This window comes from Pedobacter sp. Bi27, assembly GCF_918698255.1.
Taxonomy (GTDB): Bacteria; Bacteroidota; Bacteroidia; order Sphingobacteriales; family Sphingobacteriaceae; genus Pedobacter.
The window spans coordinates 557,516-581,084 of the sequence record NZ_CAKKMW010000003.1 but is presented as its reverse complement, the minus strand read 5'-3'; the positions used below and the strand labels follow the sequence as shown (position 1 = coordinate 581,084).

Here is a 23,569-nt window from a genome sequence, read left to right as displayed (position 1 = left end):
TGTTATCTATCAAAAACATATTTTAATGTCTCCGAACAAAAGATTAGTAGTGGGCCAAGGCCAGATTAGTGGATATATTTCTATTTTTTTAGCCGTATTGGCCTTATTTGGCATTCTCTGTTTTCATTATCCAGAGAAGTTAACCACGCCTGAATTCCGTGAAATATACACAAAAAACAGTATGGAAGCCCTAATGCTTGGAGGCGTTATTGCAGCATTCTTCTTTTCATTGTTAAGTTTAATCCTTAGTAAAAAACTAAAATGGGCCTGGCCAGGCTTTGCACTCGGTGCTTTAGCTGTAATATTGGGGGCTTTGAGTGTAGAAGGTAGAGATGTAGCCAAATCGGGCTGGCATTTTGGCCTTGATTGGATGATTTTAGATCTCCTATTAATGGTTGCCATTTTTGTCCCTTTAGAATTGTTTTTCCCAAAAAATAATGAGCAAACCAAATTCCACGAAGAATGGCGTACCGATTTAACCTATTTTGTAATCAGTCACCTATTTATTCAGTTTTTTGGCATTGTAACCCAAAAACCTGCAGTATTATTTTTCGGTTGGATAGGTTTAGATAAATTGCACACCTGGGTACAGGGTCTTCCATTTATAGTGGCTTTGTTTTTGGCTTTTTTCAGTACCGATTTGTTTCAATACTGGGCACATCGTTTTTTCCATACCCGGGTATCCTTATGGCGTTTCCATTCCATACACCATTCTACACAAAATATGGATTGGCTGGCGGGAAGCCGTACCCATTTTATAGATATATTTTTCACCAGGGCAATGACTTTCATCCCGCTTTATGTTTTGGGCTTTTCATCTACCGTTTTCAATGTATACATTATATTTATTGCAATACATGCAGTACTCATCCATGCCAATACCAGGATTAATTTTGGTCCGTTAAAATACATTTTTACAACACCCCAATATCACCATTGGCACCATTGCGAAGACCCTAAATATTATGGACATAACTTCGCCTCAATATTTCCCTTTATCGATATGATGTTTGGCACCTATTATTTACCAGGCAAAGAATGGCCCGCCGGAACAGGTGTACATGAAGCTTCGTATCCGAAAGGTTTTGTTAAACAAACCATTTATCCATTTACAAAAAGTCCGTTTGATACCGACTTGAATATGGAAGAAAGAAGTGACAGATAAGCTGGCTTTCATTTGAAAATCAAAGCAGATTGGATTATATTTCATCGGGTTTTTAGGAAAGTAATACCCGCAAATATTATCAACGTTAGTCGGGCTTTCCGCTAAATCTTTTGTTTTGAAGGAAAACAAAAGGATACCGCTACAATCCCGTTTAAATCTGGAACAGTGGTGCTACTATTTAAGTTTTGAACCTCCCAGAAAAGACAATCAATCGTCACAAACGACAAAATCGTAAAGCTGTTGTGCACTCGTTTGGGAACGAGCACAAATGAAACTGTCAGATGGTAACATCTGACAGCATGTTAGTACATTACACAGCCAACTCAGTGCACTTTGTGTTTTTCTCTCCATGACCTCAGTGGTTAAAGAAGCTTAAATGGAACAAACCCGAGTTTTAATGTTATATTGGGGTTCCATCTTATTATATGCAGGCCGAAACAGAAATTTTAATTATTGGTGGTGGATTGGCAGGTTTAACAGCAGCACTCCACCTGAATAAGGCGGGTTTAAATGTTACGTTGATCGAAAAAGATACCTATCCCCACCATAAAGTTTGCGGCGAATATGTTTCTAATGAAGTGCTCCCCTATTTTGAATGGCTCGGTCTGGATATTGAAAATCTGGCTCCCACATTAATAAGCGAATTGCTTTTCACTTCCCTTTCTGGCAAAAGCATCAAAACTAAATTACCCCTTGGCGGCTTTGGTTTAAGCAGATACACCATCGATCATTATCTGTATACCGAACTGATCAGGAGAAAAATAAACGTAATTCATGATCGCGTTGTACAGATTAACTTTGCCAACAATCAATTTACAGTAACAACTGCTAAAAACGCTTTTGTTGCAACATACCTTATTGGTGCTTATGGAAAAAGGTCAGCAATTGATGTTAAGCTAAACCGGAATTTCATCAACAAACAATCGCCCTATCTAGCAGTTAAAGCGCATTACAAAGCCGATTTTCCGAATAACCTGGTAAGCCTTCATAATTTTGAAGGTGGCTATTGTGGCGTTTCGAAGGTTGAAAATGATCGATTAAATATCTGTTACCTGGCTAACTATGAGCGTTTCAAAAAACACAAAAACCTGCTTGCTTTCCAGGAAAACGCAGTCTATAAAAACAGGCATTTGAAAGCTATTCTCGAAAATGCTACCTGTTTATTCGATACACCATTAACCATCAGTCAGATTTCTTTCGAAACTAAAGAACCTGTGTATAACCATATTTTAATGATTGGCGATACTGCCGGATTAATTCATCCACTTTGTGGAAATGGTATGGCCATGGCCATCCACAGTGCTAAAATTGTTTCAGAACTTTTGCATCAAAGAATAGAGGGAAAAATTGGTTCGCGTGTAGCATTAGAAAAAACTTATACTTTACACTGGAATAAAGAATTTAAAAGCCGCTTAAAAGTGGGCAGCGTATTATCTTCTTTGCTGAGGAACAATAAATTCGAAAATTTGGCCATGAGTGCGTTGACTAAAATGCCCTTTCTTCTCCACAAAATAATTAAGCAGACACATGGTAAACCGATCAAGATTTTATAATAAATGCCAGTAGATACCACATATAGAAGTACAGCGCCGGAGATTATGGATGACTTTGCCATGGAAGGTGAGATATTACGCGATGCACTGGATAAAATAGCCAGCATCAATCAACTCCTTGGTGGTAATAAAGTTACACTCGAAGGAGTTAAAAGCTTAATCACCAGCAAACCAAAGGACGAGGTTATTCGTATTACTGATATTGGTTGTGGAAATGGAGATATGTTGCGCTCTTTGGCAGATTATGCAAATAAACAAGGTTTACATTTTATTTTAAAAGGGATAGATGCCAATAGGTTCACGATAAATCATGCGCAAAGTTTATCCAAAAACTATCCCAATATAACCTACGCCTGTAGCGATATTTTTGAGGATTTAAGTAAAACAGAACCTTGCGACATTATGCTTTGTACTTTAACCCTACATCATTTTAAAGATGAAGAAATTATTAATCTGCTTGAGAATTTTAAAAGGTTGGCAACAATGGGCATTGTAATAAACGACCTGCAAAGAAGTGCAGTAGCGTATTACTTGTTTAAAGCTTTGTGTTATGTATTCCGTTTAAATGACATGTCTAGAGAAGACGGCTTAGTATCAATTCTGCGTGGGTTTAAAAGGGCAGATTTGCTTAAATATAGCAAACAATTAAAGCTGAAATCGAGTTCAATAAAATGGAAATGGGCTTTCCGCTACCAATGGATAATTAAAACAATATGAGCGTAACCGTAAAAGCAGTAAGTAAAGCCTTGCCCGAATTCTGGAGGTCAACTGATGAGATTTTACCATTTCTAGATATTTGGCTAAAAGATCAGGATGATCGCTTTATCCGAAAGGTAAAAAAGATTTTTGAAAGTGCCGCGGTAGATAAAAGATACTCGATCATGTCGCCCGAAGCGGTTTTTAGTGATTTAAGTTTTGAGGAGCGAAACAATATTTATGTAAGAGAAGGGATAAAACTGGGTGCCAAATGTTTGGAAACCGCACTCGAAAAAGCCAACTGGCAAGCTCAGGATTTAGACTACATCATTACGGTGAGCTGCACCGGTATCATGATCCCTTCTTTAGATGCTTATCTGATCAACTTACTTAAACTCCGCCAGGATATTGTGCGCCTGCCGGTTACTGAAATGGGCTGTGCCGCTGGTGTATCAGGCATGATTTATGCCAAGAATTTTCTGAAAGCAAATCCTGGTAAACGGGCCGCAGTTGTTGCGGTAGAATCGCCAACGGCAACTTTTCAATTAAACGATTTTTCGATGGCCAACATTGTAAGTGCAGCAATATTTGGCGATGGTGCCGCCTGTGTACTGTTAAGTTCGAATGAAGAAGATAGTGGGCCAGAGATTTTGGCTGAAGAAATGTACCATTTTTATGATGCTGAAGAGATGATGGGATTTAAACTTACCAATACCGGATTGCAAATGGTACTGGATGTGGCAGTTCCGGAAACCATTGCCAATCATTTTCCAGCTATTATTCATCCTTTTCTTTCCAAAAATGATCTCGACATTAATAATATAAACCATTTAATCTTTCATCCGGGTGGAAAAAAAATTATCCAGATTGTTGAAGAATTATTTGGCCAGCTAGGCAAAAATATAGACGAAACGAAAGAAGTTTTAAGGCTTTATGGAAACATGAGCAGCGTAACAGTTCTCTATGTTTTAGAACGGATTATGGATAAAAAGCCAATGCCCGGAGAAAAAGGACTGATGTTAAGTTTTGGTCCTGGATTTTCGGCACAGCGCATACTTTTACAATGGTAATCATTCAACTAATCACAAATGAAAAAAAAGATCTTAGCTAAACTCCCTTACGGCAAATCTTTTCTATTTGTTGATGAGTTGCTGCATGTTGACGAAAATGGAACGAAAGGCACTTATACTTACGCTAAAGACCTTCCCTTTTACAAAGGTCACTTTAAAAACCACCCTGTTACCCCGGCAGTAATCCTCACTGAAACCATGGCGCAGATTGGATTGGTCTGTTTAGGTATTTACCTGTTAAAAGATATTGATCAAAATATATCCATCGCCATGACTTCAAACGCTATTGACTTTTTAAAACCGGTTTACCCTGGTGAGCGGGTTACGGTAACGAGTGAGAAAGTGTATTTTAGGTTTAATAAACTGAGTTGCAAAGTAAAAATGGAAAATGCAGCAGGCGAAATAATTTGCAAAGGCAGTATTTCGGGCATGTTAATATCAAAAGGAAATGGGTAACAGAGTCGTAATTACCGGTTTAGGCGTATGCGCACCCAATGGCACTACCATTGATGAGTTTTCAGATGCCATAAAAAAAGGACTTTCTGGCATCCGCCATCAGCCCGATCTGGAAGCCTTAAACTTCTCTTGTCAGATTGCAGGCAAGCCAGTACTTAGCGAAAAGCGGATCAGCCAGTATTTTACACCGCTTGAATTACGAAACCTAAACAGTACAGGAATTATATATGGTGTTATTGCTGGCTTGGATGCCTGGAAAGATGCGGGCTTAACCATCGAAAATAATGAAGAACCCGACTGGGACAGCGGTACTATTTTCGGAGCAGGCACTTCTGGTATAGATAAATTTAGATGGGCAATTAATAAAATAGATGCGCTTGAAATCAAAAAACTGGGAAGTTCTGTAGTGATACAAACCATGGCCAGCGGTGTGAGTGCGTTTATCAGCGGCAAGCTCGGCTTAGGTAATCAGGTAAGTACCAACTCATCTGCCTGCGCAACAGGAGCAGAAAGCATATTGCTGGCTTACGAAAGAATTAAAACAGGTCAGGCTACAAGAATGTTAGCAGGAAGTACAAGCGATAGCGGCCCTTATATCTGGGGTGGTTTTGATGCCATGAAAGTTTGCACCTTTAAACATAATGATGAACCGGAAAAAGGTAGCCGCCCTATGAGTGAAACGGCAAGTGGCTTTGTACCTGGAAGCGGCGCGGGTGCTTTGGTATTAGAATCGCTCGAAAGTGCAATGGCTAGAAAAGCCAAAATATATGGCGAAGTACTCGGCGGCCATATCAATTCTGGCGGTCAGCGGGGCTTAGGTACGATGACTGCACCAAATCCTACCGCTGTACAGCGATGTATCCAAACAGCATTAAAAAATGCGGGTATTGAAGCTCAGGAAATCGATGTGATTAATGGCCATCTTACCGCAACCACCAAAGATGCCCTGGAAATAGAAAACTGGAAAGCAGCACTACAATTACCTGCCGATGATTTTCCGTATATCAATTCTTTAAAAGGTATGATTGGCCATTGTATTGCAGCATCAGGGAGCATAGAATGTGTAGCCTCAATGCTTGAGCTTTCAGAAGGATTTATTTTTCCCAATATTAATTGCGAAGACCTAAGCCCCGAGATTTCCGCTTTAATTGATGCGAAATGCATTCCGCAAACTTTAATTCAACAACCATTTAATATCTTAGCTAAAGCCAGTTTTGGTTTTGGTGATATTAACGCCTGCATTATTTTTAAAAAATATACCTATGAATAAAGAAGAGATTATCGAAGCCTTAAAAACAATAGTTGAACCTTATAGCGAGGAGGTATCAGCCCTGGCACATATTGACGAAAACACCGATTTTATAAACGATTTAAAAATAAATTCGGCCAACCTGGTTGATATTGTTTTAGATATTGAAGAGAAATTCAACATCGAAATAGACAACGATTCGATGGCTAAAATGCTTACAGTAAAAGCCACCACCGAAATTATAGCAGAAAAACTGGAAGCACATGCTGGGTAACGATATCGTTGATCTGGATCTGGCTAAAATCCAAAGTAACTGGAGGCGTAAAAATTATCTCGATAAAATTTTCACCGCCAAAGAACAGTTACTGGTTGCGTCAGCAAAAAAACCTGATGAAATGGTATGGCTGTTATGGAGTATGAAAGAATCGGCTTATAAAATTTATAACCGTAAAACCGGAATCAGAAATTTCGCCCCTAAAAGTTTAAACTGCACTATTTATCCAAACATCGATCAGATAAAAGGCATAGTAAGTATAGACAACGATACATATTTCACTAAAAGCGACATACAGCTACAATATATTCATACCATTGCTGCTCCTGTTTATGGCAAGCTAGAAGAAATTAAAGTAACCATTTACGAATCACCAAATCATCCAAGTAACTATAAATGCACTAAACCAGGCTGTATAAGCCATCATGGGCAGTATTTGGCTTTGGTGTATTAATTAAGCTTATGCTTTAAAGTTAAGAAGGCAGATCTGATAAACTAAAAGAATCTATGAACTGGTATTTCATGTTTAGTTTTAAATTTGCTCAATTCATCACAATCCCCAGTTTGTTCGAGGTATTTTTCTAACCCACACTTATTAACATCAAAATTCCATTTATCTATATCTGCACCCATTTGACGGAATACAAATATTTCATCATTTGTTGAATAGGAATTTCTTCCAATCACTTGCTTTGCACTTATAGATCCAGAAAAGAGTTCATTATTTAGATAAGCATAATCATAAAATAAAAAATGCTTTTTATTTACATATTGCTCGTAATACCGGGCTTGTTTTAATGAATTAGTTTTTTTATCCAAAATCCATAGGTAAGAAACCACAAGCTTTTCATTGGCAGAAAGGTTTCCTTTAACATTAATAACGATATTAATACTATCAGATTTAATACTTTCTTCCGTAATATTCAACTTTACCAGCTCATAGAAATGATTTGGCAATAATCCCAAACGTAATTTAATTTGAGGATTACTCCCATAAGTTACCTTCGGACGGCTATTTGAGTTAATTGGATTACAAGCGTAATCAATATTTAATTTTACTTTTTTACTGCTACCAGCTACAATAAGCTCTTTTAAATCAGGACAATTCAGGTTTAACAGCCCTTCATTTAACAAGATAACCTTTTCGTTATTTCTAACAACAGACTGCCTCAAAAAAACCTTTGCGTTAAAAGCATTTGGATTTAATTGTAGAAAAGATGCGTTCAATAATGAATCAATTGTTTTTCGTTTGTTAAAACTTACTTGAACATCATCTAATTGAAATGTCTTTGCAGTTAAAATTATATTTTTCTGAAGTGAATCAGTTAAAACAAAAGTGGAAGCTTCATAAAAAGGAAAGGTTACCTTCAATGTATCGCCCAATTTTGTACTGACTTCAAAATAACCAGCTGCATCACTATTGCCAACATGCTTGCCGGAAATTATTATTGAAGCGCCTATTAGAGGCTCTTTACCATCAAAAACATGCCCTGTAAGGTAAAATGATTGCGCATCAACATTACCAGAGAATATAAAAAACAAAGTCGCTAAAAAAACATTTTTAACGTTAAATATATAGTTAAACATAAGATGGTTTGTAAGAGGAAATAAAAAGAGCAGGACAAATACCTGCTCTTTTCGTTTAATTATTTTCCATGTGCTCCGTCTGAGCCTAAGGTAAGTCCAATATTATCCTGTAACCAATGATAAGCATCATCCAAAGCATTACCAACTGCTTCGAATGCTCTGCTAAACCAGCTTCCGCCATCAATTGATTTCATTTCTGTTAAAGATAATTCTTCTACCTCGTATTTTTTTAGATTTTTCATGTTATAATTTTTAATTAGTTTTAGGTCAGCTATTTAGACCAATGGGTTTATATTTAGTTATTTAAAGGTTTGAAGTGGGATCAGCACCTACCACATCGGTAACGATTTCGTGCACTACATCCAAAACAAACTCTTTTATCGAATTCCACGCCCTGCCAATCCAGCTGCCTCCTTCAATAAGAGATATTTCTGAGCGGCTCATCTCCTGAACATTGAAATTCTCCAGATTTAATTTTTTCACAATTTAGATTTATTTAGTTCACCTACTCGTTAAAGGCTTTTCGGTATACGCCTTTTTGTTGCAACGCTACTAAATTACTTTTGCCCACTCTATAAAAAAAGGAGTGGATAATTTTGCTGGTAAAAAAAACCAGCATTTATATTCATTAACTCCTGAGGCTTTAAAACCGTAAAATCGGCGCTAATATTTACTTCGAATGCCTGGGTATAATAATATGTTTGTAACTGTCTCGAGTATTCTATTGGAGCGCCCATTAGTTTCAGCTCATCTAATACTACATATAATCTCGAGGTTGAAATTGATAACCTTCTTGCTAAATTTTCAGGAGCGCCTGTACGGCTTTCTTTTATCAATTTATGGATAATCTTAATGCGATCGATATATTCTAATAGTTTCATAGTAAAACTGATGATAATTAAATGTTATCCCTTACAAACTCTAGTGTGGGTGTTATCAAACTTGTTAGGTCATCATCACCAAATTGCTGTTTCCATAAGTTGGCGTAATGGCCATTTGCAATCATCATTTCAATATGGCTCCCCTCCTCTACAACCTTTCCTTTATCTAATACAATAATCTGATCTGCTTTTCTAATCGTAGGTAACCGGTGCGCAATGATGATGATTGTTTTCTTTTGCATCCTCAACAAATCTATTGTTCGCTGCACATACTGCTCAGAAGCCGAATCTAAAGCGGAAGTGGCTTCATCCAGAATTAAAATTTCAGGATTGCGGTACAGTGCCCTTGCTATTGCAATCCTTTGTTTTTGTCCGCCCGATAAAGAGGCTCCGTTTTCACCTAAATAAGTCTGAAAACCTTCTGGCAAAGCTTCAATAAAATCGATAATCCCCAGTTGTGTGCAAATACTAATAATCTGTTGCATATTTGGTTCATAATCGCCAATGGCAATGTTTTCGATTACATTTCCTGCAAAAAGGTCAATTTTTTGCGGCACAACGCTTAGTAAATTCCTTAAAGAGGCATTGTTCAAATACTTAAGCGCATGATTACCGATAAAAATATTGCCCGATTGTATCGGATAAATATTTTGTAGTAACGACATTAAGGTAGACTTCCCAGATCCGCTTTCTCCTACGATTGCGGTAAAACTTCCAGCCTTAATTTTTAGGTTTAAATCTTCAAACACATTTACACGACTGCCATATCTAAAGGCTACATGTTCAAACCTGATATCGCCCATTAATTCTTTCGTAAGGAAAATGCCCGACGAATTTTGTTCAATCTCCAGGTCCATAATTTCGAACAAACGATCGGAGGCGATCATGGCATCCTGGATAGATTTATTTGCTCCAATTAAGGAAGTAGCCGGACCAGTGAAGTAACCAATAAGGGTATAGAAGGAAAATAATTCCCCAGGGGTAATTTCGCCATCTAAAACATAACCTGCGCCCACCCAAAGCAAGATGATAGTGAGCATACGGGCAATAACTTCGGTTGATGTTCCAGAGAAAACAGAGTTTAATCCTGATTTATAAATTGTTCTGAGCAGGCCAATAAAATGAGTTTCTGTTTTTTCGTTGGTAAACCTTTCAAGACCAAATCTTTTAATTGTGGCTACATTATTTAAGCCTTCAACCAATTGCGATTCCAACTCGGCCGACTCCTCCATCAACTTGCGCTGCATTTTCTTGTTCAGTTTATTGCTGATGAAATAAATCAGTAAATACAATGGAATAACCGCCAACATCATTAAGGCGAGTTTCCAATAGTAACTGAACATTAAAATAAAAGAGAATACAACAATAAAGCCGTTTACAACCAGGTTAATGGAAACATCGTTGATAAAAGCCCTTATTTTAACGGCATCATTTACCCTTGAGATAATTTCGCCCACCCGCATGGTATCGAAAAACTGCTGAGGCAGTTTTAAGAGGTGTTTGTAGTAGCCCAATATCAATCGGGCATCTATCTGCTGGCCCGTGCGGATTGTAAAAATAGTTTTAGCCGTTCCAATAAATAATTGCAGCGCTAAAATGGCCACCATCATTAAGCTCATTAAATTAAGCAGGTTCCGATTACCTTCTACCAGAACATGGTCGGTTATTTTTTGAACAAAAACTGAGGTAGATAGTCCAAGAATGGTATAAATCAAAGCACCAAAAAGTGCCTGCGTTACAATACTTTTATGCGGTTTAATCAGGTTCCAAAAGCGGCTTTTGGTATCGACCTTTTCATTCCCTTGCTTAAAACCCTCATCAGGTAACAACAGAACCAGTACACCTGTCCATTCACTTGTAAATTCGTCAATAGTTTTGCGGTGTATTTTCCCATCACCGGGGTCCATTACTTCAATGGATTTATCGGTTACTTTATAAATAACTACATAATGCTGCAATTGCTTCTTTACCACCACATGCGCAATGGTTGGCAATGGAATTTTAGAAAGACTATCTAAACTGCCCTTTACGCCTTTTGCTTCAAAACCCAGTTTATTTGCAGCTTCTATCAAACCTAAAACATTGGTTCCTTTTTGATCGGTGCTGGCCAATTGGCGGATGCGCGCAACAGGCATTTTTAATTTATAAAATGCAGCTATAGATGCCAAACAAGCAGCGCCACAATCGGTAATATCGCGTTGTTTTATTAGTGTAGACATTAGAAGGGAGATATTAGATGCGAGACTGGAGATGTGAGATTGGATGATTTGAGAATTTTCGGCTTTGGTCTTTTAGCTTTTAACTCCGTTTGGATTTAACCAATCATCAACTTTATCATAAAGCAATTGATACAAGTTTCGTTCTGCAATAGTAAAGTGTGCATTAAAGGTCATTCCCTTTTTTACCTGCCCTTTATAACCGTTTTTTAACTTTAAATAATCCTTGTCTAATTTACACTTCACTTTAAAATAAGGGCTTTGGTTAATCAATATAATATCGTCAGAAATGTCGGCTACTACACCGGCAAGCAGGCCCCATTGGTTATAGTTAAAGGCATCGATCTGAAACCTGACGGTTTGGCCAGCTTTAATTAAACCGATATCAGCAGGTTTAATATAACAGATGGCCAACAAAGCACTATCAGGCGATATCTCACCAATTTTCTGATTGGCGGTAATGAACGAACCCAATTGTAAACCTGATAGATTTTGCACTGTTCCGGATACCCCTGCGGTTAAATGATATAATTTCTCCTGCTCGGTAAGCTGGATTTTCTGACCATCGAGATCTTTTAATTCTTTTCTATATTGATTAGATTCTGTTTGCCACTGTGTTTTGTACTTTTTAGCCACCAGATTAAAATCAGAAAGCGCCTGATCGTAATTAAACTTATATTGCTCATACTCTGCTTCGGTAACCACCTTCTTGCTATACAGTGTTTCATACCTTTTATAAATCTTGTAGGCCTGTTCGCGTGCATTTAGTGCATTTTGAATCTGCTCCGCGTATTGTTGCCAACTTGCCGCATACAGGCCGGTTTGCAATGCAGGTTGCCCTGCATTGCTTAAGTCGACCAGTTTTAAAACGAGGAGCGCATCATTTAACAAATTTTTTAATTCACCTGAGCGATTATTCAAAATCACATTTTGTGTTTCAGGTATAGTAGGGTCTATATTTAAAAGAAGTTGTCCTTTTTTTATTTTTTTATTATCGGTTAAATTAATCAGGGTAATTTTCCCTCCCACAGGTGCCAGCAGTTCTGTTCTTTCAATATTACTCTGCAAAGAACCATTGCCCTTAACGCTTACCGTTGTATAAATAAATGGTAAGGCCGCTAAAGCCACAAGAATGAATAGAATTGTGGCAGAATAAATAATTTGTGTCCTTACCTTGGTATGGTGTAAAAAAATGATGGAATTATCTTCGAAATTGGCTTCTTCTGTAAAAGGCATATCATCAATTGGCTTGGTTAAGGCCAAGTTTGTAATTATTAAATTATGCCAGAAAAAAGATACACGAAAAGGGGGATTGTAGGGATGAAACTGTTTTTGACCTTAGAAAATAAAAAAACCGATAGATGCACAGCAGGCAATATCGGTTAACAATATTTTAATCGTATTAAGCTTTCTAAGAATTAATTTATATCATATTTAATTAAATACAGCTTTCTACTCAAAATACAGTTTAAATTAATTTGAGGGTTACTGGGATTTTCAATTTAACCATCAGATTATTTTTCTTTGTTGACTAAACTTTTCCGCAAAAATTATTAGAGAAACACCACTCCGTTATTTCTTAAATATAACGCCTAACCCTATAGCATAATGGCTAGGGGTAATGCTTAGGGTATTTAGTATAGTGCTATTTAGTCCAGAGTTGAATCCAGAAGATAAAAATATTGCTTTTTTATGGGTTAATTCATAGGCTACCCTAAGCCCATAATTAAAAGTATTATTACGGACTTTAACCTCATTGTAACGAACAACTATCTGCTCAAAACCAGCGTAAGGTGTAAATGTTAAATTTCTTGAATTTTTATTTAAAATAAAATCATGTGAAATATTCAAATCATATGTAGAAAGATTGATATGTTTATCGTTACGCAGGTTCGTATTTACCTGAAATCCTAAAAATAGATTTTTATATAATCTATAATTGATACCTAATCCAAAGCCATAATTGATACTTTCTGAAACGCGATAAAATTGATCATTCATTAATACTGGAAATTTTGTCAAACCTAATGTGGTACGTACATTATCTTTATTAAAATAGTCAAATACCCTTCTTCCAAACTGTCTCTTTATTTTTTGATTATCTGAATTAGCTATTCCATTATTACTTTTTATTGTATCAAGTGATTCACTGGATAATCTTTCCATTCGCCCTTCCTTTTCGGCTTTTTGAAACAAATGACTATTATTCTCCCATTCCTCATTATTTCTGGGTTTATTAATTAATAAAACATCATCCCGATGTTGAACAATATCTTTATATGAAATCTTATCCACATCTATGCTATCGATTTCAGTTCGAATAAAATCAACTGTAGTGCGAGGTGATTCTTTTTTCAATTCGGACGAAGCAAAAGTATGGGTTTCTTTCAAGTACCACTTCTCCCCTATTTTTTCATAAGCGACCCGATAATTTAACATTTTAAGAGGTAAAAAGCCAGCCCTTATCAGGTTATAAGTATATGTGTTTGCGGCAACAAATGCGTAGGTAGCTGTATCTATATACAATGTTGCCTGGATTTTATCATATTGCTTACTGGTATCACGTGTTGTTATATTAATTACAAATACTTTATGATTATCGTATATCTCCTTACCAGCAAGTAAATAATCAAATTTCTTCTTTTTAGCAATTTTATGAAGGATATAATTATTGTGAGCGATATCCTGAAAATCAACAACATTATAGTTCGATGTATGTTTCAGATACTTAAGAGTTTTATCATACAACGTATCCATGCGATTTTGCACCACAGCAACCGTGGTTTTTTCTTTCGAATCGTAGGCTGGTACATAAGCTTTTATTAATGCATCCGACTTAAAATATTCAGACTGGTTACGCCATGATTGTGTTCTCAATATTCCTTTAATGATAATAGGCTTATTTGGGTAGTTGTAAACAATTCTTTTAATTGCTTTTTTTATAATATCATCACCTGCTGCAATGATAACTTCCTGTAATTCAATACTGCTTTCGGTTAATTTAACTTCATAAAAATGATTAGATTGATATATTAAACGAATATTGAAATAGCCTACATGACTAAAATTTATCCCAAGCGCTGTTAAAGTCTTTAATGGAGCAGTCATTTCAAAATAACCATCGTGATCTGTACGTGTATACTCATTACCTACTTTTACGGTCGCTCCTGATAATTTTATGTTATTTTTTGCATCTACTACCCTACCTTTTAAAGTTACGGATTGTGTATAAGCATTGCTTGATACTAATAATAAAAGATAAATTATAAGTGTAAATTTCATATTTAACAATAAGTGATCTGAAGAATTTATTCTAAAAACAGATAAAGAAGGAATTGGAAATAATTTTAATTATTTCCAATTCCTAATTAATATTAGTCAATTAGATTGGAATAATAACTGCACCAGCTCCGGCGCCAATTAATCCTGCGGTAAACCAGTTATCACTACCAGATACCACCTCACCATTTATAGTAATCTCGCCAGAAACAAGAGCAAGAGTGGCACCAACAACAAAACCAATTAGCGCTCCAAAAAAGCCACCTCCTACAGTTTCATTTATTTCTTTAGCATCCATCTCCTGAACACCGAAGTCTTGTAATTCTAAATTTTTCATTTTTAGTTTTTAAAGTTTATTCCCTACTCTTTAAAGGCTTTTCAGGTTTCGCCCATGCCGGCCTAACACGAAACAAGTATTGGATATTAAATTTCAATCAAAAAAAAAGATACACTAAAAGCCTTTTTATAGGGATAAAAGAGGCATTACATCAGAAATAGCTCAATTGAATCAAACTGGCGCTAATTAGATGCTACATTAACCTACACAGAAGATAATACAGATATGTATTTTAAAATAGTTTACCCTTTAAGTATAAATATCGACTATAATTGTAATTGAAAACTATGAAAAAAATTATCTTCTACTTATTGCTCTTATTTCCATTTTATAATCTACAAGCCCAGAACTGCGATTGCGGTGATAACTTTAGTTATCTTACCAATAGAATAACAAAAAACTATGTAGGTTATGCTGATAAAGTCACACCTGCAAATAGCCAGCAGTTTAAAAAATTCACCGATAGTCTGCAACAGGTAGCGAATAAAGCTAATCCCTATAAATGCCTGAGTGTATGCCGAGAATGGATAGATTTTTTTAAAGATAAACACATGGCTTTTGGCATGGACTTCGATAAGCTCACCGCTGATTCGGTAAGGACATTTTTTGCAAACGAAGAAAAAACCACCTGGACAGAAAACAGTTTTAAATCTTACCTGCACCAGAATAAAACCAAACTCGATAGTATAGAAGGGATTTGGAGTGCTGGTATATATGAAGTTGGGGTGGTTAAAGACACTAACCCTAATCAGTTTATGGGATTTGTATTAAAGGCTGATTCGATAAGATGGATGACCCAGCAAGTTAAATTCAGGTTAGTAAAAAAGGATGGACGATATGAAATGATTTATTTCAGCGGAGGAGACCATTCGGAACAGCACCCCAAATTATCAAAGCAAAAAGATACCATAACCCTTGGCATATTCGGTAAATGGATAAAGGCACCCAAGCCAACTGCAGCTATTACACCAAAAAAAGAGATAGATCTCTCCCCAAAATTCCGGGTTTTGGACAATGAAACGGCCATCTTTGAAATGCCATCTTTCGGCAAATTAGATTATGTGGCCCCCACAGCAGCCTTAATCAAAAAGAATGAAAACATACTAAAGAACACCAAACATTTAATTGTCGACTTAAGAAATAACAGCGGTGGCTCTGTTTTAGTGTACGAAAAACTGATGCCATATCTATATACCAATCCCATTCTACAAGAAGGCGGTTACGTTTTGGCAACACCAGACAATATTAAAGACGGTTATTCCAAAGAATACCCTGAAGCTTCTGACAGTATTAGAAATACTTTTAAGAAACGCCTCATCAAGTTAAAAGCTCACGAGGGAGAACTTTATAAGCTGTACCCTATTGACACTATCAGATTTAAAACAGTTTATAAGAACCCTGAACGCGTTTCGTTTCTCGTTAACGGCGGCACAGGAAGCGCTGCCGAACTGTTTTTGCTAGAAGCCAAACAGAGCAAAAAGGTGAAATTATATGGCCAAAATTCTGCTGGTGCTGTAGATTACACCGAGTTTATAAAAATAGAAATGCCATGTAAATACTATACTCTTTATTATCCTGCTTGTAAGTCTTTAAGATTACCAGATTATCCTTTAGATAATATTGGGATTAAACCCGATGTAGAAATACCTGCCGATACCGCCGATTGGATTGATTTTGTAAAGAAATATAAAACTAAATAACGATTCACTATTTAAACTATACAATCTACTGGTTTGATACAGATAAATGGCTGTTTGGTGTATAATTTTTGGCTATTGAATTCAGAAATAACACTTTTAAACACATTTATTTAACTATCTATTATTACGATTATGAAAAACAAAAAATTAGAAAAAAGAACACAGTTTATCTTTAAGAAAAAAACTATTATTAATTTAGATAATGACCAGTTGAGGAGAATTAATGGAGGAAGTAATCCTACAGGAGGAGGCCATTCAGGAAATCCACAATGTGATGAACTAAAAACGGTAAATCAAACAGTAAGTGGTTAAGAGATAACTGAAGCTAACAATTATAGTTTACATTAAGAATGAAAATGTAAACTATAATCATCCCATTAAATATGAAAAATATCATCTTATCTGTTTTGTTGTTCTTTTCCTTTAATAGCTTATGGGCACAGAACTGCAACTGCTCTGATAACTTTCGTTACCTTACTAATAGGATAACGAAAAATTATGTGGGGTTTAAAGATAAGATTACAATAAAAAATCAGCAACAATTTCAGAAATTTACCGATAGCCTGCAAACAATAGCAGACAGATCAAATGCTTATAAATGTTTGAATTTAGGCAGAGAATGGCTCGCCTTTTTTAAGGATAAACATATATCATTTGGAATGGAGTTTGATAAATTAAATCCTGATTCTGTGAGACATTTTTTTTCAATGGAGGAAAAAACTAGCTGGACAGAAAACGTTTTTAAATCTTACCTCGCGCAAAACAAAGAAAGCATTGATAGTATTGAAGGGATTTGGAGCTTTGGCATATATGAAGTTGGAATTATTAAAGACATAAAGCCTAATCAATTTATTGGCTTTATATTAAAGGCAGATTCGATCAGATGGATGCCACAACAAATTAAGTTTAAATTGATAAAGAAAGATAGTCAATATCAAACAATATTCTTTAATGGAGGCGATCACTCAGAACAACATCCTATACTTTTAAAAAATGGTGACACCCTAAATTTTGGGATCTTTGGCAAGTGGATAAAAAGCCCTAAAACTAAGCAAGAGACGCTACAACCAATAACTGTGAATAATAGCGCCCCATCATTTAGCATTCTTGATCGGAAAACCTCACTCATTAAACTCCCATCATTTAATTCTAAATATAAAACTCAAATCGATAATTTAATTCTTAAAAACAAGTCTCAACTTGACCGTACTGAGCATTTGATTCTTGACGTAAGGGATAACTCTGGAGGCTCGACTAAGTGCTTTGAGAAACTATTGCCTTATTTATACACCAACCCCATAAAAGTGGATGGAGGAATTGTTTTGGCTACAGAGGACAATATACGTGATTGTTACGAAATAGATTATCCTAATATTTCTAAGCAGAGTAAGATAGAAATGAAAAATGATGTTAAGAAATTAAGAGCTCACCTAGAAGAGCACTATCTTTTGTATAAAGAGTATAGAATAAAGTTTTCGAAGGTTTTAAAAAATCCGTCGCGGGTCTCAATTATAATTAATGAGAATACGGCAAGCAGCGCTGAACTTTTCATATTAAGAGCAGAGCAAAGTAAAAAAGTGGTTTTATATGGCAGTAACACATCAGGCGCAGTTGACTATGGTGAAACTGTACTTATAAAATTACCATGTAACTTTTACTCTCTTAGTTATCCTGCTAGCAAATCACTACATAGCGTAAAGCGACCACTAGACAATGTCGGTATTACACCTAATGTAAAAATACCTAGCGATACAACTAATTGGGTTGATTTTGTAAGAACATATTTTTTTAAATGATAAACACAAAGAAGAATTACAGGGTATTTATATATCATTTGATTTTTTGGATAGCTTATATGCTATTAGGCAATCTATTGGAATATCCCTTAGATCCAGAAGGATTTGTTTTTAGCCCGATTGATATATTAATCTCTCAGCTGCCAAACATTTGTACAGTATACGTGTGTATTTTAGTTTGCAAAAAATTTGCTAGTCCAATAAAACCGCTTTTACTTATTTTGGGGACAGTATTTGCTTTTACAGTTTGTTTTTTACTATGGTACATCACAAGTTACCATATAAGACCCCATTTTAGAGTGAATGGTCCAAAATCCCCTCCATTTAATTTTTTAAATTATGGAGCTGCAGTATTATGGGTTTTCATAAAGTATTCTATTTTGGGCTTTGGGTATTATTTTGCCTCTGAAGGAATTAAACGCGAACGAAAACTACGCCTCATCGAAAAAGAAAAACATGAAGCAGAATACGCTTTTCTCCGTGCACAGATTAATCCTCACTTTTTAAACAACACCCTTAATTTCTTTTTTGCGAAATCGTTACCCTTATCTCAAGAGCTTGCCGATGGCATTATGACACTCAGTAAAATCATGCGCTATTCCCTGGAAATGGATAAAGATGACCGCATGACATTAATAGAAGAGGAAATTGAGCATATTAAAAATGTAATTAAAATTAATCAGCTTCGTTTCAATAACAAGTTACAGATCGATTTTAGTGTGAATGGAAATACCGATAATGTAAGATTGATTCCATTAATTCTAATTACTGTTGTAGAGAATATCTTAAAACATGGCAATTGTACAGATAATTTGCATCCTGTTAAAATAGCCTTAAGCATCAACGAAACCGACCATCATATCCGTTTAAGCACTTGGAACAAAAAGAAAAAAGGGCCTAAAGAACTCTCGAGTGGTATAGGTATGGAAAACATAAGGAAAAGACTCTCAAATCATTACAAAAAAGGGGTTGCATTAAACATTAATGAAACCGAGATTGATTACAGCCTTGAATTAACTTTGCCTTACAATAAGGTTGCCGATCACCAAGAAAAACCATCATCATCTGACAATTTAGGCTTTTTGGAACAGTTCAAGATACCACAAATTAAACCTCAACCATACGCCTCATGATTAACTGCATTATTGTTGATGACGAAGATCATGCCATTGAAGTAATACAACATTACCTAAAGTCTGTTGCGGCAATACAGATCGCCGCAACATTCACCAATCCGATTGATGCCCTGAGTTTTTTAAGCAGCAACCCTGTAGATCTCATTTTTCTGGATATTCATATGCCAGAGATATCGGGCATTGATTTCATCCAAACGATGAACAACAAAGATGTACAGGTAATACTTACCACTGCCTATAAAGAGTTTGCCACTGCCGGTTTTGATCTTGATGTGGTTGATTATTTAGTTAAACCTATCCCCTTGCCCCGTTTTTTACAAGCCATAAACAAGGCTCAAAAGATTATTAACACTAAAAAAGTTCATATCCCTGTGAACCAGCAAGATGATGATTATTTCATGGTTAAAACAGAGGCTAAAGGTAAAATGCTAAAAATTAATATCGGCGAAATTGATTTTGTTGAAGGCATGAAAAATTATATTGCTTTTCACCATAATGGGATTAGAACGCTTGCGCTCCTAACCATGAAAGATGTAGAGGAAAGGTTGCCAAAAGCGCAATTTATCCGTGTGCAGAAATCGTTTATAGTTGCGCTTAATAAAATCACCTCCATTGATGGAAACAGGATTATTTTAAAAGGCATTTCTGCAGAAATATTGATTGGAGAAACTTATCGCAAAGATTTTTTAGACATGATGAAGCAAAAGCTGCTTTTGTAACCCGTGTTGACAACTTTCTTGCCACCTTATTAGTAAAGTTGTCAACTTTTCTTATACCCACATTTTAACCACAACTTCTTTAAAATTACCTGCTCATTGGCTTTGGTCTCCAGGCTTCTATCTCTGGCTATTCCAGTCAAACGTTTGCTCTATTTTCTTTACAGAATAATAGAATTGCCTACCCCAAAAAGCATTATCTTTGTCCAAATCATAAAAAATAAAATATGCTTAAAGGATTTTTTAACGTACCTACCCCGGTTAACGAGCCTATTAATAGCTATGCGCCAGGCACAAAAGAACGTTCGCTTTTAAAAGAGGCTATCGCAGAGGCACGTTCTAAACAATTGGATATTCCAATGTTTATTGGCGGAGAAGAAATACATACTAAAAACAAAAAGAAAGTAGTAGCTCCACATGATCATCAGCATGTACTGGCCACATTTAGTTATGGCGACAAAAGTCATGTGAAACAAGCTATAGATGCTGCCTTAGCTGCCAAAGCTGATTGGGAAGCTTTAGCTTGGGAACACAGAGCTGCCATCTTTATGAAAGCTGCAGATTTGATTGCTACAAAATACCGTTACAAAATTAATGCTGCAACCATGCTTGGGCAAAGTAAAAATGCCTATCAGGCAGAGATAGATGCCGCTTGCGAATTGGTAGATTTCTTACGTTTTAACGTAAGTTATATGCAGGATATTTATGGCCAGCAGCCTCCAGTATCTCCAAATGGCATGTGGAACAGAACCGAACAACGCCCTTTAGAAGGTTTTATATTTGCTTTAACTCCTTTCAACTTTACAGCAATTGCGGGTAATCTACCTGCTTGTGTAGCCATGATGGGTAATGTGGTGGTTTGGAAGCCTGCTGATACGCAAGTTTATGCGGCTAATGTAATTATGCAAGTTTTTCGCGAAGCGGGCTTACCTGATGGTGTAATTAACCTTATTTTTGCCGATGGTCCTGAAGTAGGCGATGTAGTTTTTAATCACGCTGATTTTGCAGGTATTCACTTTACCGGTTCTACCAAAGTTTTTCAGGAGATATGGAAAACAATCGGCACAAATATCCATAAGTACAAATCATACCCACGCATAGTTGGTGAAACTGGTGGTAAAGACTTTATTTTGGTTCACCCAAGTGCAGATGTTGCAGCTTCGGCTACTGCAATTGTACGTGGTGCTTTCGAATACCAGGGACAAAAATGTTCTGCTGCCAGCCGTACTTATATCCCACAAAGCCTTTGGCCTGAGATCAAGAAATTAATGATCAGAGATTTAGCTTCATTTAAAATGGGTGGAACTGAAGATTTCAGCAATTTCATTAATGCTGTAATTGATGAACGTTCTTTCGATAAACTGGCTAAATATATTGATCAGGCTAAAAAAGATAAAGGGGTTGAAGTTATTGCCGGTGGTAATTATGATAAGAGCAAAGGTTATTTCATAGAACCAACTGTTTTAGTGGTTGACGATCCGAAATATACCACTATGTGTGAAGAACTTTTTGGCCCGGTATTATCTGTATACGTATACCAAGATCAAGAATTCGACCAGATTTTAGAAGTAATTGATACCACTTCACCTTATGCTTTAACAGGGGCTATTTTATCACAAGATAGATATGCTATAGAAAAAGCCAGTTACGCATTACGCAACTCAGCTGGTAATTTTTACATTAACGATAAATGTACAGGTGCAGTAGTTGGGCAACAGCCATTTGGCGGCGCCAGAGGATCAGGTACAAACGATAAAGCAGGTGCAATGATTAACTTGTTGCGCTGGGTTTCTCCACGGACTATTAAGGAAACTTTTAATCCGCCAACTGATTACCGTTATCCGTTTTTAGCTGAAGATTAATATTAACATATAAGGCCAAGCATCATTGTTTGGCCTTTTTTATGCCTAACCGAATATCCCTTTCTAACCATGAACCACAAATTTTTACTATCCCTCATTATTGTCCTCGCCAGCTTTAACTTTTACGCCACAGCACAAAAGAAACCCAATGTAATTATTATCTATGCTGATGATTTGGGTTATGGCGACCTCAGCTGTTACGGCGCAACAAAAATAAAAACCCCAAATATTGACGCATTGGCAAAGCAAGGGCTGCGGTTTACCAATGGTCATGCAACCGCATCTACCTGTACGCCTTCACGTTATTCCTTAATGACGGGAAGATATGCATGGCGTAAAAAAGGAACGGGTGTTTTGCCAGGCGATGCTGCATTGATTATCCCAACAGATAATAGTTCCCTCCCATCAATTTTTCAGCAGGCTGGTTATAAAACAGGTCTTGTTGGCAAATGGCACTTAGGCTTGGGCAATGCAGTAGAAAAAGACTGGAACAAAGAAGTGAAGCCCGGGCCAAAAGAAGTCGGTTTTGATTATTCCTTTATTTTCCCGGCTACGGCCGATAGGGTACCTACTGTTTTTATGGAAAATCAATTGGTAGTGGGTTTAGACCCTAAAGATCCGATTACAGTTGATTATAAAAGTCCGGTTGGTACTGATCCAACAGGAAAAGACCATCCAGAACTGTTAAAAATGCCTGCTGAAGCTAATCATGGGCACAACCAAACCATTGTAAACGGCATTGGCCGTATTGGCTATATGCAGGGAGGCAAACTTGCACGCTGGACTGATGAGGAAATTCCGGTTACCTTTTTAACCAAAGCGAAGAATTTTATCGAAAATCATAAACAGGAACCTTTTTTCCTGTATTATGCATTAACCGAACCGCATGTACCGCGTTTGCCTGCCACCATGTTTAAAGGGAAAAGTGAACTGGGCAATCGTGGTGATGTAATTTTACAACTCGATTGGGCAGTTGGCGAAATAACAAAACAACTAAAATACCTGGGCCTTGATAAAAATACGATGATCATTTTCAGTAGCGACAATGGTCCTGTAATTATGGACGGCTACGAAGATCAGGGTTTCGAAAAATTAAACGGCCATACACCTGCAGGTAGTTTACGTGGAGGAAAATACAGCATTTTAGAAGGTGGTACACGTGAACCTTTTATTATTTCGTGGCCAGCAACAATCAAACCGGGTGTTTCCGGAGCCTTAGTTTCACAGATTGATTTTTTGGCCTCGTTTGCCAGCTTTTTCAATGTAGAAAGCAAAAACGCAATTGACAGTAAAAATGTATGGGATGCTTTTACCGGAAAAGACCAAAAAGGCCGTGATTTCTTTATCGAACAGAGTAATCAACTGGCAATTGTTAAAGATAACTGGAAATATATCAGGCCATCAAAAGGAGAAGCTTTTTATAAACTTACCCATACCGATAGTGGAAACCTGCCTACAGTGCAACTGTATAACTTAAATGATGATTTGGGTGAAAAGAACAACCTTGCACTAAAATATCCGGAAAAGGTGAAAGAATTGGAATCTTTATTAAGTACCGAAGAAGCGAAAACCAAATAAAACCGATCGGCTGGTCGA

At 36.5% G+C, this 23,569-nt stretch carries 23 protein-coding genes; 15 read left to right on the top strand and 8 right to left on the bottom strand.

The features are described from left to right. The first annotated feature begins 25 nt into the window (after positions 1 to 25). From LQ227_RS12650 to LQ227_RS12615, 8 genes are all read left to right on the top strand, one after another. Complete coding sequence (locus LQ227_RS12650; protein WP_230144670.1) at positions 26 to 1,165, top strand: sterol desaturase family protein; 1,140 nt, start codon at positions 26 to 28, stop codon at positions 1,163 to 1,165. 425 nt (positions 1,166 to 1,590) lie between these two features. After that, positions 1,591 to 2,718: an NAD(P)/FAD-dependent oxidoreductase gene (locus LQ227_RS12645; RefSeq protein WP_230149536.1), complete on the top strand. Its 1,128-nt coding sequence runs from the start codon at positions 1,591 to 1,593 to the stop codon at positions 2,716 to 2,718. Between the two features lie 3 nt (positions 2,719 to 2,721). Then, positions 2,722 to 3,435: a methyltransferase domain-containing protein gene (locus tag LQ227_RS12640; protein ID WP_230144668.1), complete on the top strand. Its 714-nt coding sequence runs from the start codon at positions 2,722 to 2,724 to the stop codon at positions 3,433 to 3,435. Further along, positions 3,432 to 4,484 carry a type III polyketide synthase gene (locus LQ227_RS12635; protein WP_230149535.1) on the top strand — a complete coding sequence of 351 codons (1,053 nt, stop codon included), beginning with the start codon at positions 3,432 to 3,434 and terminating at the stop codon, positions 4,482 to 4,484. The genes LQ227_RS12640 and LQ227_RS12635 overlap by 4 nt, the downstream gene beginning before the upstream one ends. A gap of 18 nt (positions 4,485 to 4,502) precedes the next feature. Continuing rightward, entirely contained in the window at positions 4,503 to 4,940 is a 438-nt protein-coding gene (locus tag LQ227_RS12630) for a 3-hydroxyacyl-ACP dehydratase FabZ family protein (RefSeq protein ID WP_230144666.1), read from the top strand. Beyond that, positions 4,933 to 6,210 carry a beta-ketoacyl synthase gene (locus LQ227_RS12625; RefSeq protein WP_230149534.1) on the top strand — a complete coding sequence of 426 codons (1,278 nt, stop codon included), beginning with the start codon at positions 4,933 to 4,935 and terminating at the stop codon, positions 6,208 to 6,210. Before LQ227_RS12630 ends, LQ227_RS12625 begins: the two co-directional genes overlap by 8 nt. Further along, the gene (locus LQ227_RS12620; protein WP_230149532.1) at positions 6,203 to 6,463 is read left to right on the top strand and encodes an acyl carrier protein; all 261 of its coding nucleotides are present in this window, start codon (positions 6,203 to 6,205) and stop codon (positions 6,461 to 6,463) included. The genes LQ227_RS12625 and LQ227_RS12620 overlap by 8 nt, the downstream gene beginning before the upstream one ends. Then, entirely contained in the window at positions 6,453 to 6,917 is a 465-nt protein-coding gene (locus LQ227_RS12615) for a 4'-phosphopantetheinyl transferase superfamily protein (RefSeq protein WP_230149519.1), read from the top strand. Before LQ227_RS12620 ends, LQ227_RS12615 begins: the two co-directional genes overlap by 11 nt. 41 nt (positions 6,918 to 6,958) lie before the next feature. On the opposite strand, the gene LQ227_RS12610 is transcribed toward LQ227_RS12615, so the two are convergent. From LQ227_RS12610 to LQ227_RS12575, 8 genes are all read right to left on the bottom strand, one after another. Next, positions 6,959 to 8,050, bottom strand: coding sequence for a carboxypeptidase-like regulatory domain-containing protein (locus LQ227_RS12610; protein WP_230149516.1), 1,092 nt, complete (start codon positions 8,048 to 8,050; stop codon positions 6,959 to 6,961). A gap of 59 nt (positions 8,051 to 8,109) precedes the next feature. After that, a complete protein-coding gene (locus LQ227_RS12605; protein ID WP_121283822.1) occupies positions 8,110 to 8,292 on the bottom strand; it encodes a hypothetical protein in 183 nt (60 codons plus the stop codon). Positions 8,293 to 8,353: 61 nt separating this feature from the next. After that, complete coding sequence (locus LQ227_RS12600; protein WP_230144662.1) at positions 8,354 to 8,533, bottom strand: hypothetical protein; 180 nt, start codon at positions 8,531 to 8,533, stop codon at positions 8,354 to 8,356. An 89-nt stretch (positions 8,534 to 8,622) separates the two neighbouring features. Next, complete coding sequence (locus tag LQ227_RS12595; protein ID WP_230144661.1) at positions 8,623 to 8,931, bottom strand: hypothetical protein; 309 nt, start codon at positions 8,929 to 8,931, stop codon at positions 8,623 to 8,625. A 17-nt stretch (positions 8,932 to 8,948) separates the two neighbouring features. Beyond that, entirely contained in the window at positions 8,949 to 11,150 is a 2,202-nt protein-coding gene (locus tag LQ227_RS12590; protein WP_230149514.1) for a peptidase domain-containing ABC transporter, read from the bottom strand. Positions 11,151 to 11,222: 72 nt separating this feature from the next. Further along, positions 11,223 to 12,410, bottom strand: a complete 1,188-nt coding sequence (locus tag LQ227_RS12585) for an HlyD family secretion protein (RefSeq protein WP_230144659.1) — start codon at positions 12,408 to 12,410, stop codon at positions 11,223 to 11,225. 309 nt (positions 12,411 to 12,719) lie between these two features. Next, a complete protein-coding gene (locus LQ227_RS12580) occupies positions 12,720 to 14,429 on the bottom strand; it encodes a hypothetical protein (protein WP_230149512.1) in 1,710 nt (569 codons plus the stop codon). A gap of 100 nt (positions 14,430 to 14,529) precedes the next feature. Beyond that, entirely contained in the window at positions 14,530 to 14,763 is a 234-nt protein-coding gene (locus LQ227_RS12575) for a hypothetical protein (RefSeq protein WP_230149510.1), read from the bottom strand. A gap of 287 nt (positions 14,764 to 15,050) precedes the next feature. Here LQ227_RS12575 and LQ227_RS12570 point away from each other — a divergent pair, with 287 nt between their 5' ends. From LQ227_RS12570 to LQ227_RS12540, 7 genes are all read left to right on the top strand, one after another. Then, positions 15,051 to 16,463, top strand: coding sequence for a S41 family peptidase (locus LQ227_RS12570; protein ID WP_230144656.1), 1,413 nt, complete (start codon positions 15,051 to 15,053; stop codon positions 16,461 to 16,463). A 132-nt stretch (positions 16,464 to 16,595) separates the two neighbouring features. Then, positions 16,596 to 16,775 carry a hypothetical protein gene (locus LQ227_RS12565; protein WP_057932114.1) on the top strand — a complete coding sequence of 60 codons (180 nt, stop codon included), beginning with the start codon at positions 16,596 to 16,598 and terminating at the stop codon, positions 16,773 to 16,775. Positions 16,776 to 16,846: 71 nt separating this feature from the next. After that, the gene (locus LQ227_RS12560; RefSeq protein WP_230144655.1) at positions 16,847 to 18,259 is read left to right on the top strand and encodes a S41 family peptidase; all 1,413 of its coding nucleotides are present in this window, start codon (positions 16,847 to 16,849) and stop codon (positions 18,257 to 18,259) included. Next, positions 18,256 to 19,392, top strand: coding sequence for a sensor histidine kinase (locus LQ227_RS12555; protein ID WP_230144654.1), 1,137 nt, complete (start codon positions 18,256 to 18,258; stop codon positions 19,390 to 19,392). Before LQ227_RS12560 ends, LQ227_RS12555 begins: the two co-directional genes overlap by 4 nt. Beyond that, a complete protein-coding gene (locus LQ227_RS12550; RefSeq protein WP_230144653.1) occupies positions 19,389 to 20,114 on the top strand; it encodes a LytTR family DNA-binding domain-containing protein in 726 nt (241 codons plus the stop codon). Before LQ227_RS12555 ends, LQ227_RS12550 begins: the two co-directional genes overlap by 4 nt. Positions 20,115 to 20,338: 224 nt before the next feature. Continuing rightward, a complete protein-coding gene (pruA, locus tag LQ227_RS12545; RefSeq protein ID WP_230144652.1) occupies positions 20,339 to 21,973 on the top strand; it encodes an L-glutamate gamma-semialdehyde dehydrogenase in 1,635 nt (544 codons plus the stop codon). A 69-nt stretch (positions 21,974 to 22,042) separates the two neighbouring features. Then, a complete protein-coding gene (locus LQ227_RS12540) occupies positions 22,043 to 23,551 on the top strand; it encodes an arylsulfatase (protein ID WP_230144651.1) in 1,509 nt (502 codons plus the stop codon). The last annotated feature ends 18 nt before the right edge of the window (positions 23,552 to 23,569 follow it).

Coding starts and splice junctions, on each gene's coding strand:
- pruA (WP_230144652.1), top strand. CDS start 20,339: ATGCTTAAAGGATTTTTTAACGTACCTACCCCGGTTAACGAGCCTATT.
- LQ227_RS12550 (WP_230144653.1), top strand. CDS start 19,389: ATGATTAACTGCATTATTGTTGATGACGAAGATCATGCCATTGAAGTA.
- LQ227_RS12640 (WP_230144668.1), top strand. CDS start 2,722: ATGCCAGTAGATACCACATATAGAAGTACAGCGCCGGAGATTATGGAT.
- LQ227_RS12620 (WP_230149532.1), top strand. CDS start 6,203: ATGAATAAAGAAGAGATTATCGAAGCCTTAAAAACAATAGTTGAACCT.
- LQ227_RS12580 (WP_230149512.1), bottom strand. CDS start 14,429: ATGAAATTTACACTTATAATTTATCTTTTATTATTAGTATCAAGCAAT.
- LQ227_RS12650 (WP_230144670.1), top strand. CDS start 26: ATGTCTCCGAACAAAAGATTAGTAGTGGGCCAAGGCCAGATTAGTGGA.
- LQ227_RS12615 (WP_230149519.1), top strand. CDS start 6,453: ATGCTGGGTAACGATATCGTTGATCTGGATCTGGCTAAAATCCAAAGT.
- LQ227_RS12575 (WP_230149510.1), bottom strand. CDS start 14,763: ATGAAAAATTTAGAATTACAAGACTTCGGTGTTCAGGAGATGGATGCT.
- LQ227_RS12590 (WP_230149514.1), bottom strand. CDS start 11,150: ATGTCTACACTAATAAAACAACGCGATATTACCGATTGTGGCGCTGCT.
- LQ227_RS12635 (WP_230149535.1), top strand. CDS start 3,432: ATGAGCGTAACCGTAAAAGCAGTAAGTAAAGCCTTGCCCGAATTCTGG.
- LQ227_RS12625 (WP_230149534.1), top strand. CDS start 4,933: ATGGGTAACAGAGTCGTAATTACCGGTTTAGGCGTATGCGCACCCAAT.
- LQ227_RS12540 (WP_230144651.1), top strand. CDS start 22,043: ATGAACCACAAATTTTTACTATCCCTCATTATTGTCCTCGCCAGCTTT.
- LQ227_RS12605 (WP_121283822.1), bottom strand. CDS start 8,292: ATGAAAAATCTAAAAAAATACGAGGTAGAAGAATTATCTTTAACAGAA.
- LQ227_RS12595 (WP_230144661.1), bottom strand. CDS start 8,931: ATGAAACTATTAGAATATATCGATCGCATTAAGATTATCCATAAATTG.
- LQ227_RS12630 (WP_230144666.1), top strand. CDS start 4,503: ATGAAAAAAAAGATCTTAGCTAAACTCCCTTACGGCAAATCTTTTCTA.
- LQ227_RS12610 (WP_230149516.1), bottom strand. CDS start 8,050: ATGTTTAACTATATATTTAACGTTAAAAATGTTTTTTTAGCGACTTTG.
- LQ227_RS12565 (WP_057932114.1), top strand. CDS start 16,596: ATGAAAAACAAAAAATTAGAAAAAAGAACACAGTTTATCTTTAAGAAA.
- LQ227_RS12555 (WP_230144654.1), top strand. CDS start 18,256: ATGATAAACACAAAGAAGAATTACAGGGTATTTATATATCATTTGATT.
- LQ227_RS12560 (WP_230144655.1), top strand. CDS start 16,847: ATGAAAAATATCATCTTATCTGTTTTGTTGTTCTTTTCCTTTAATAGC.
- LQ227_RS12645 (WP_230149536.1), top strand. CDS start 1,591: ATGCAGGCCGAAACAGAAATTTTAATTATTGGTGGTGGATTGGCAGGT.
- LQ227_RS12570 (WP_230144656.1), top strand. CDS start 15,051: ATGAAAAAAATTATCTTCTACTTATTGCTCTTATTTCCATTTTATAAT.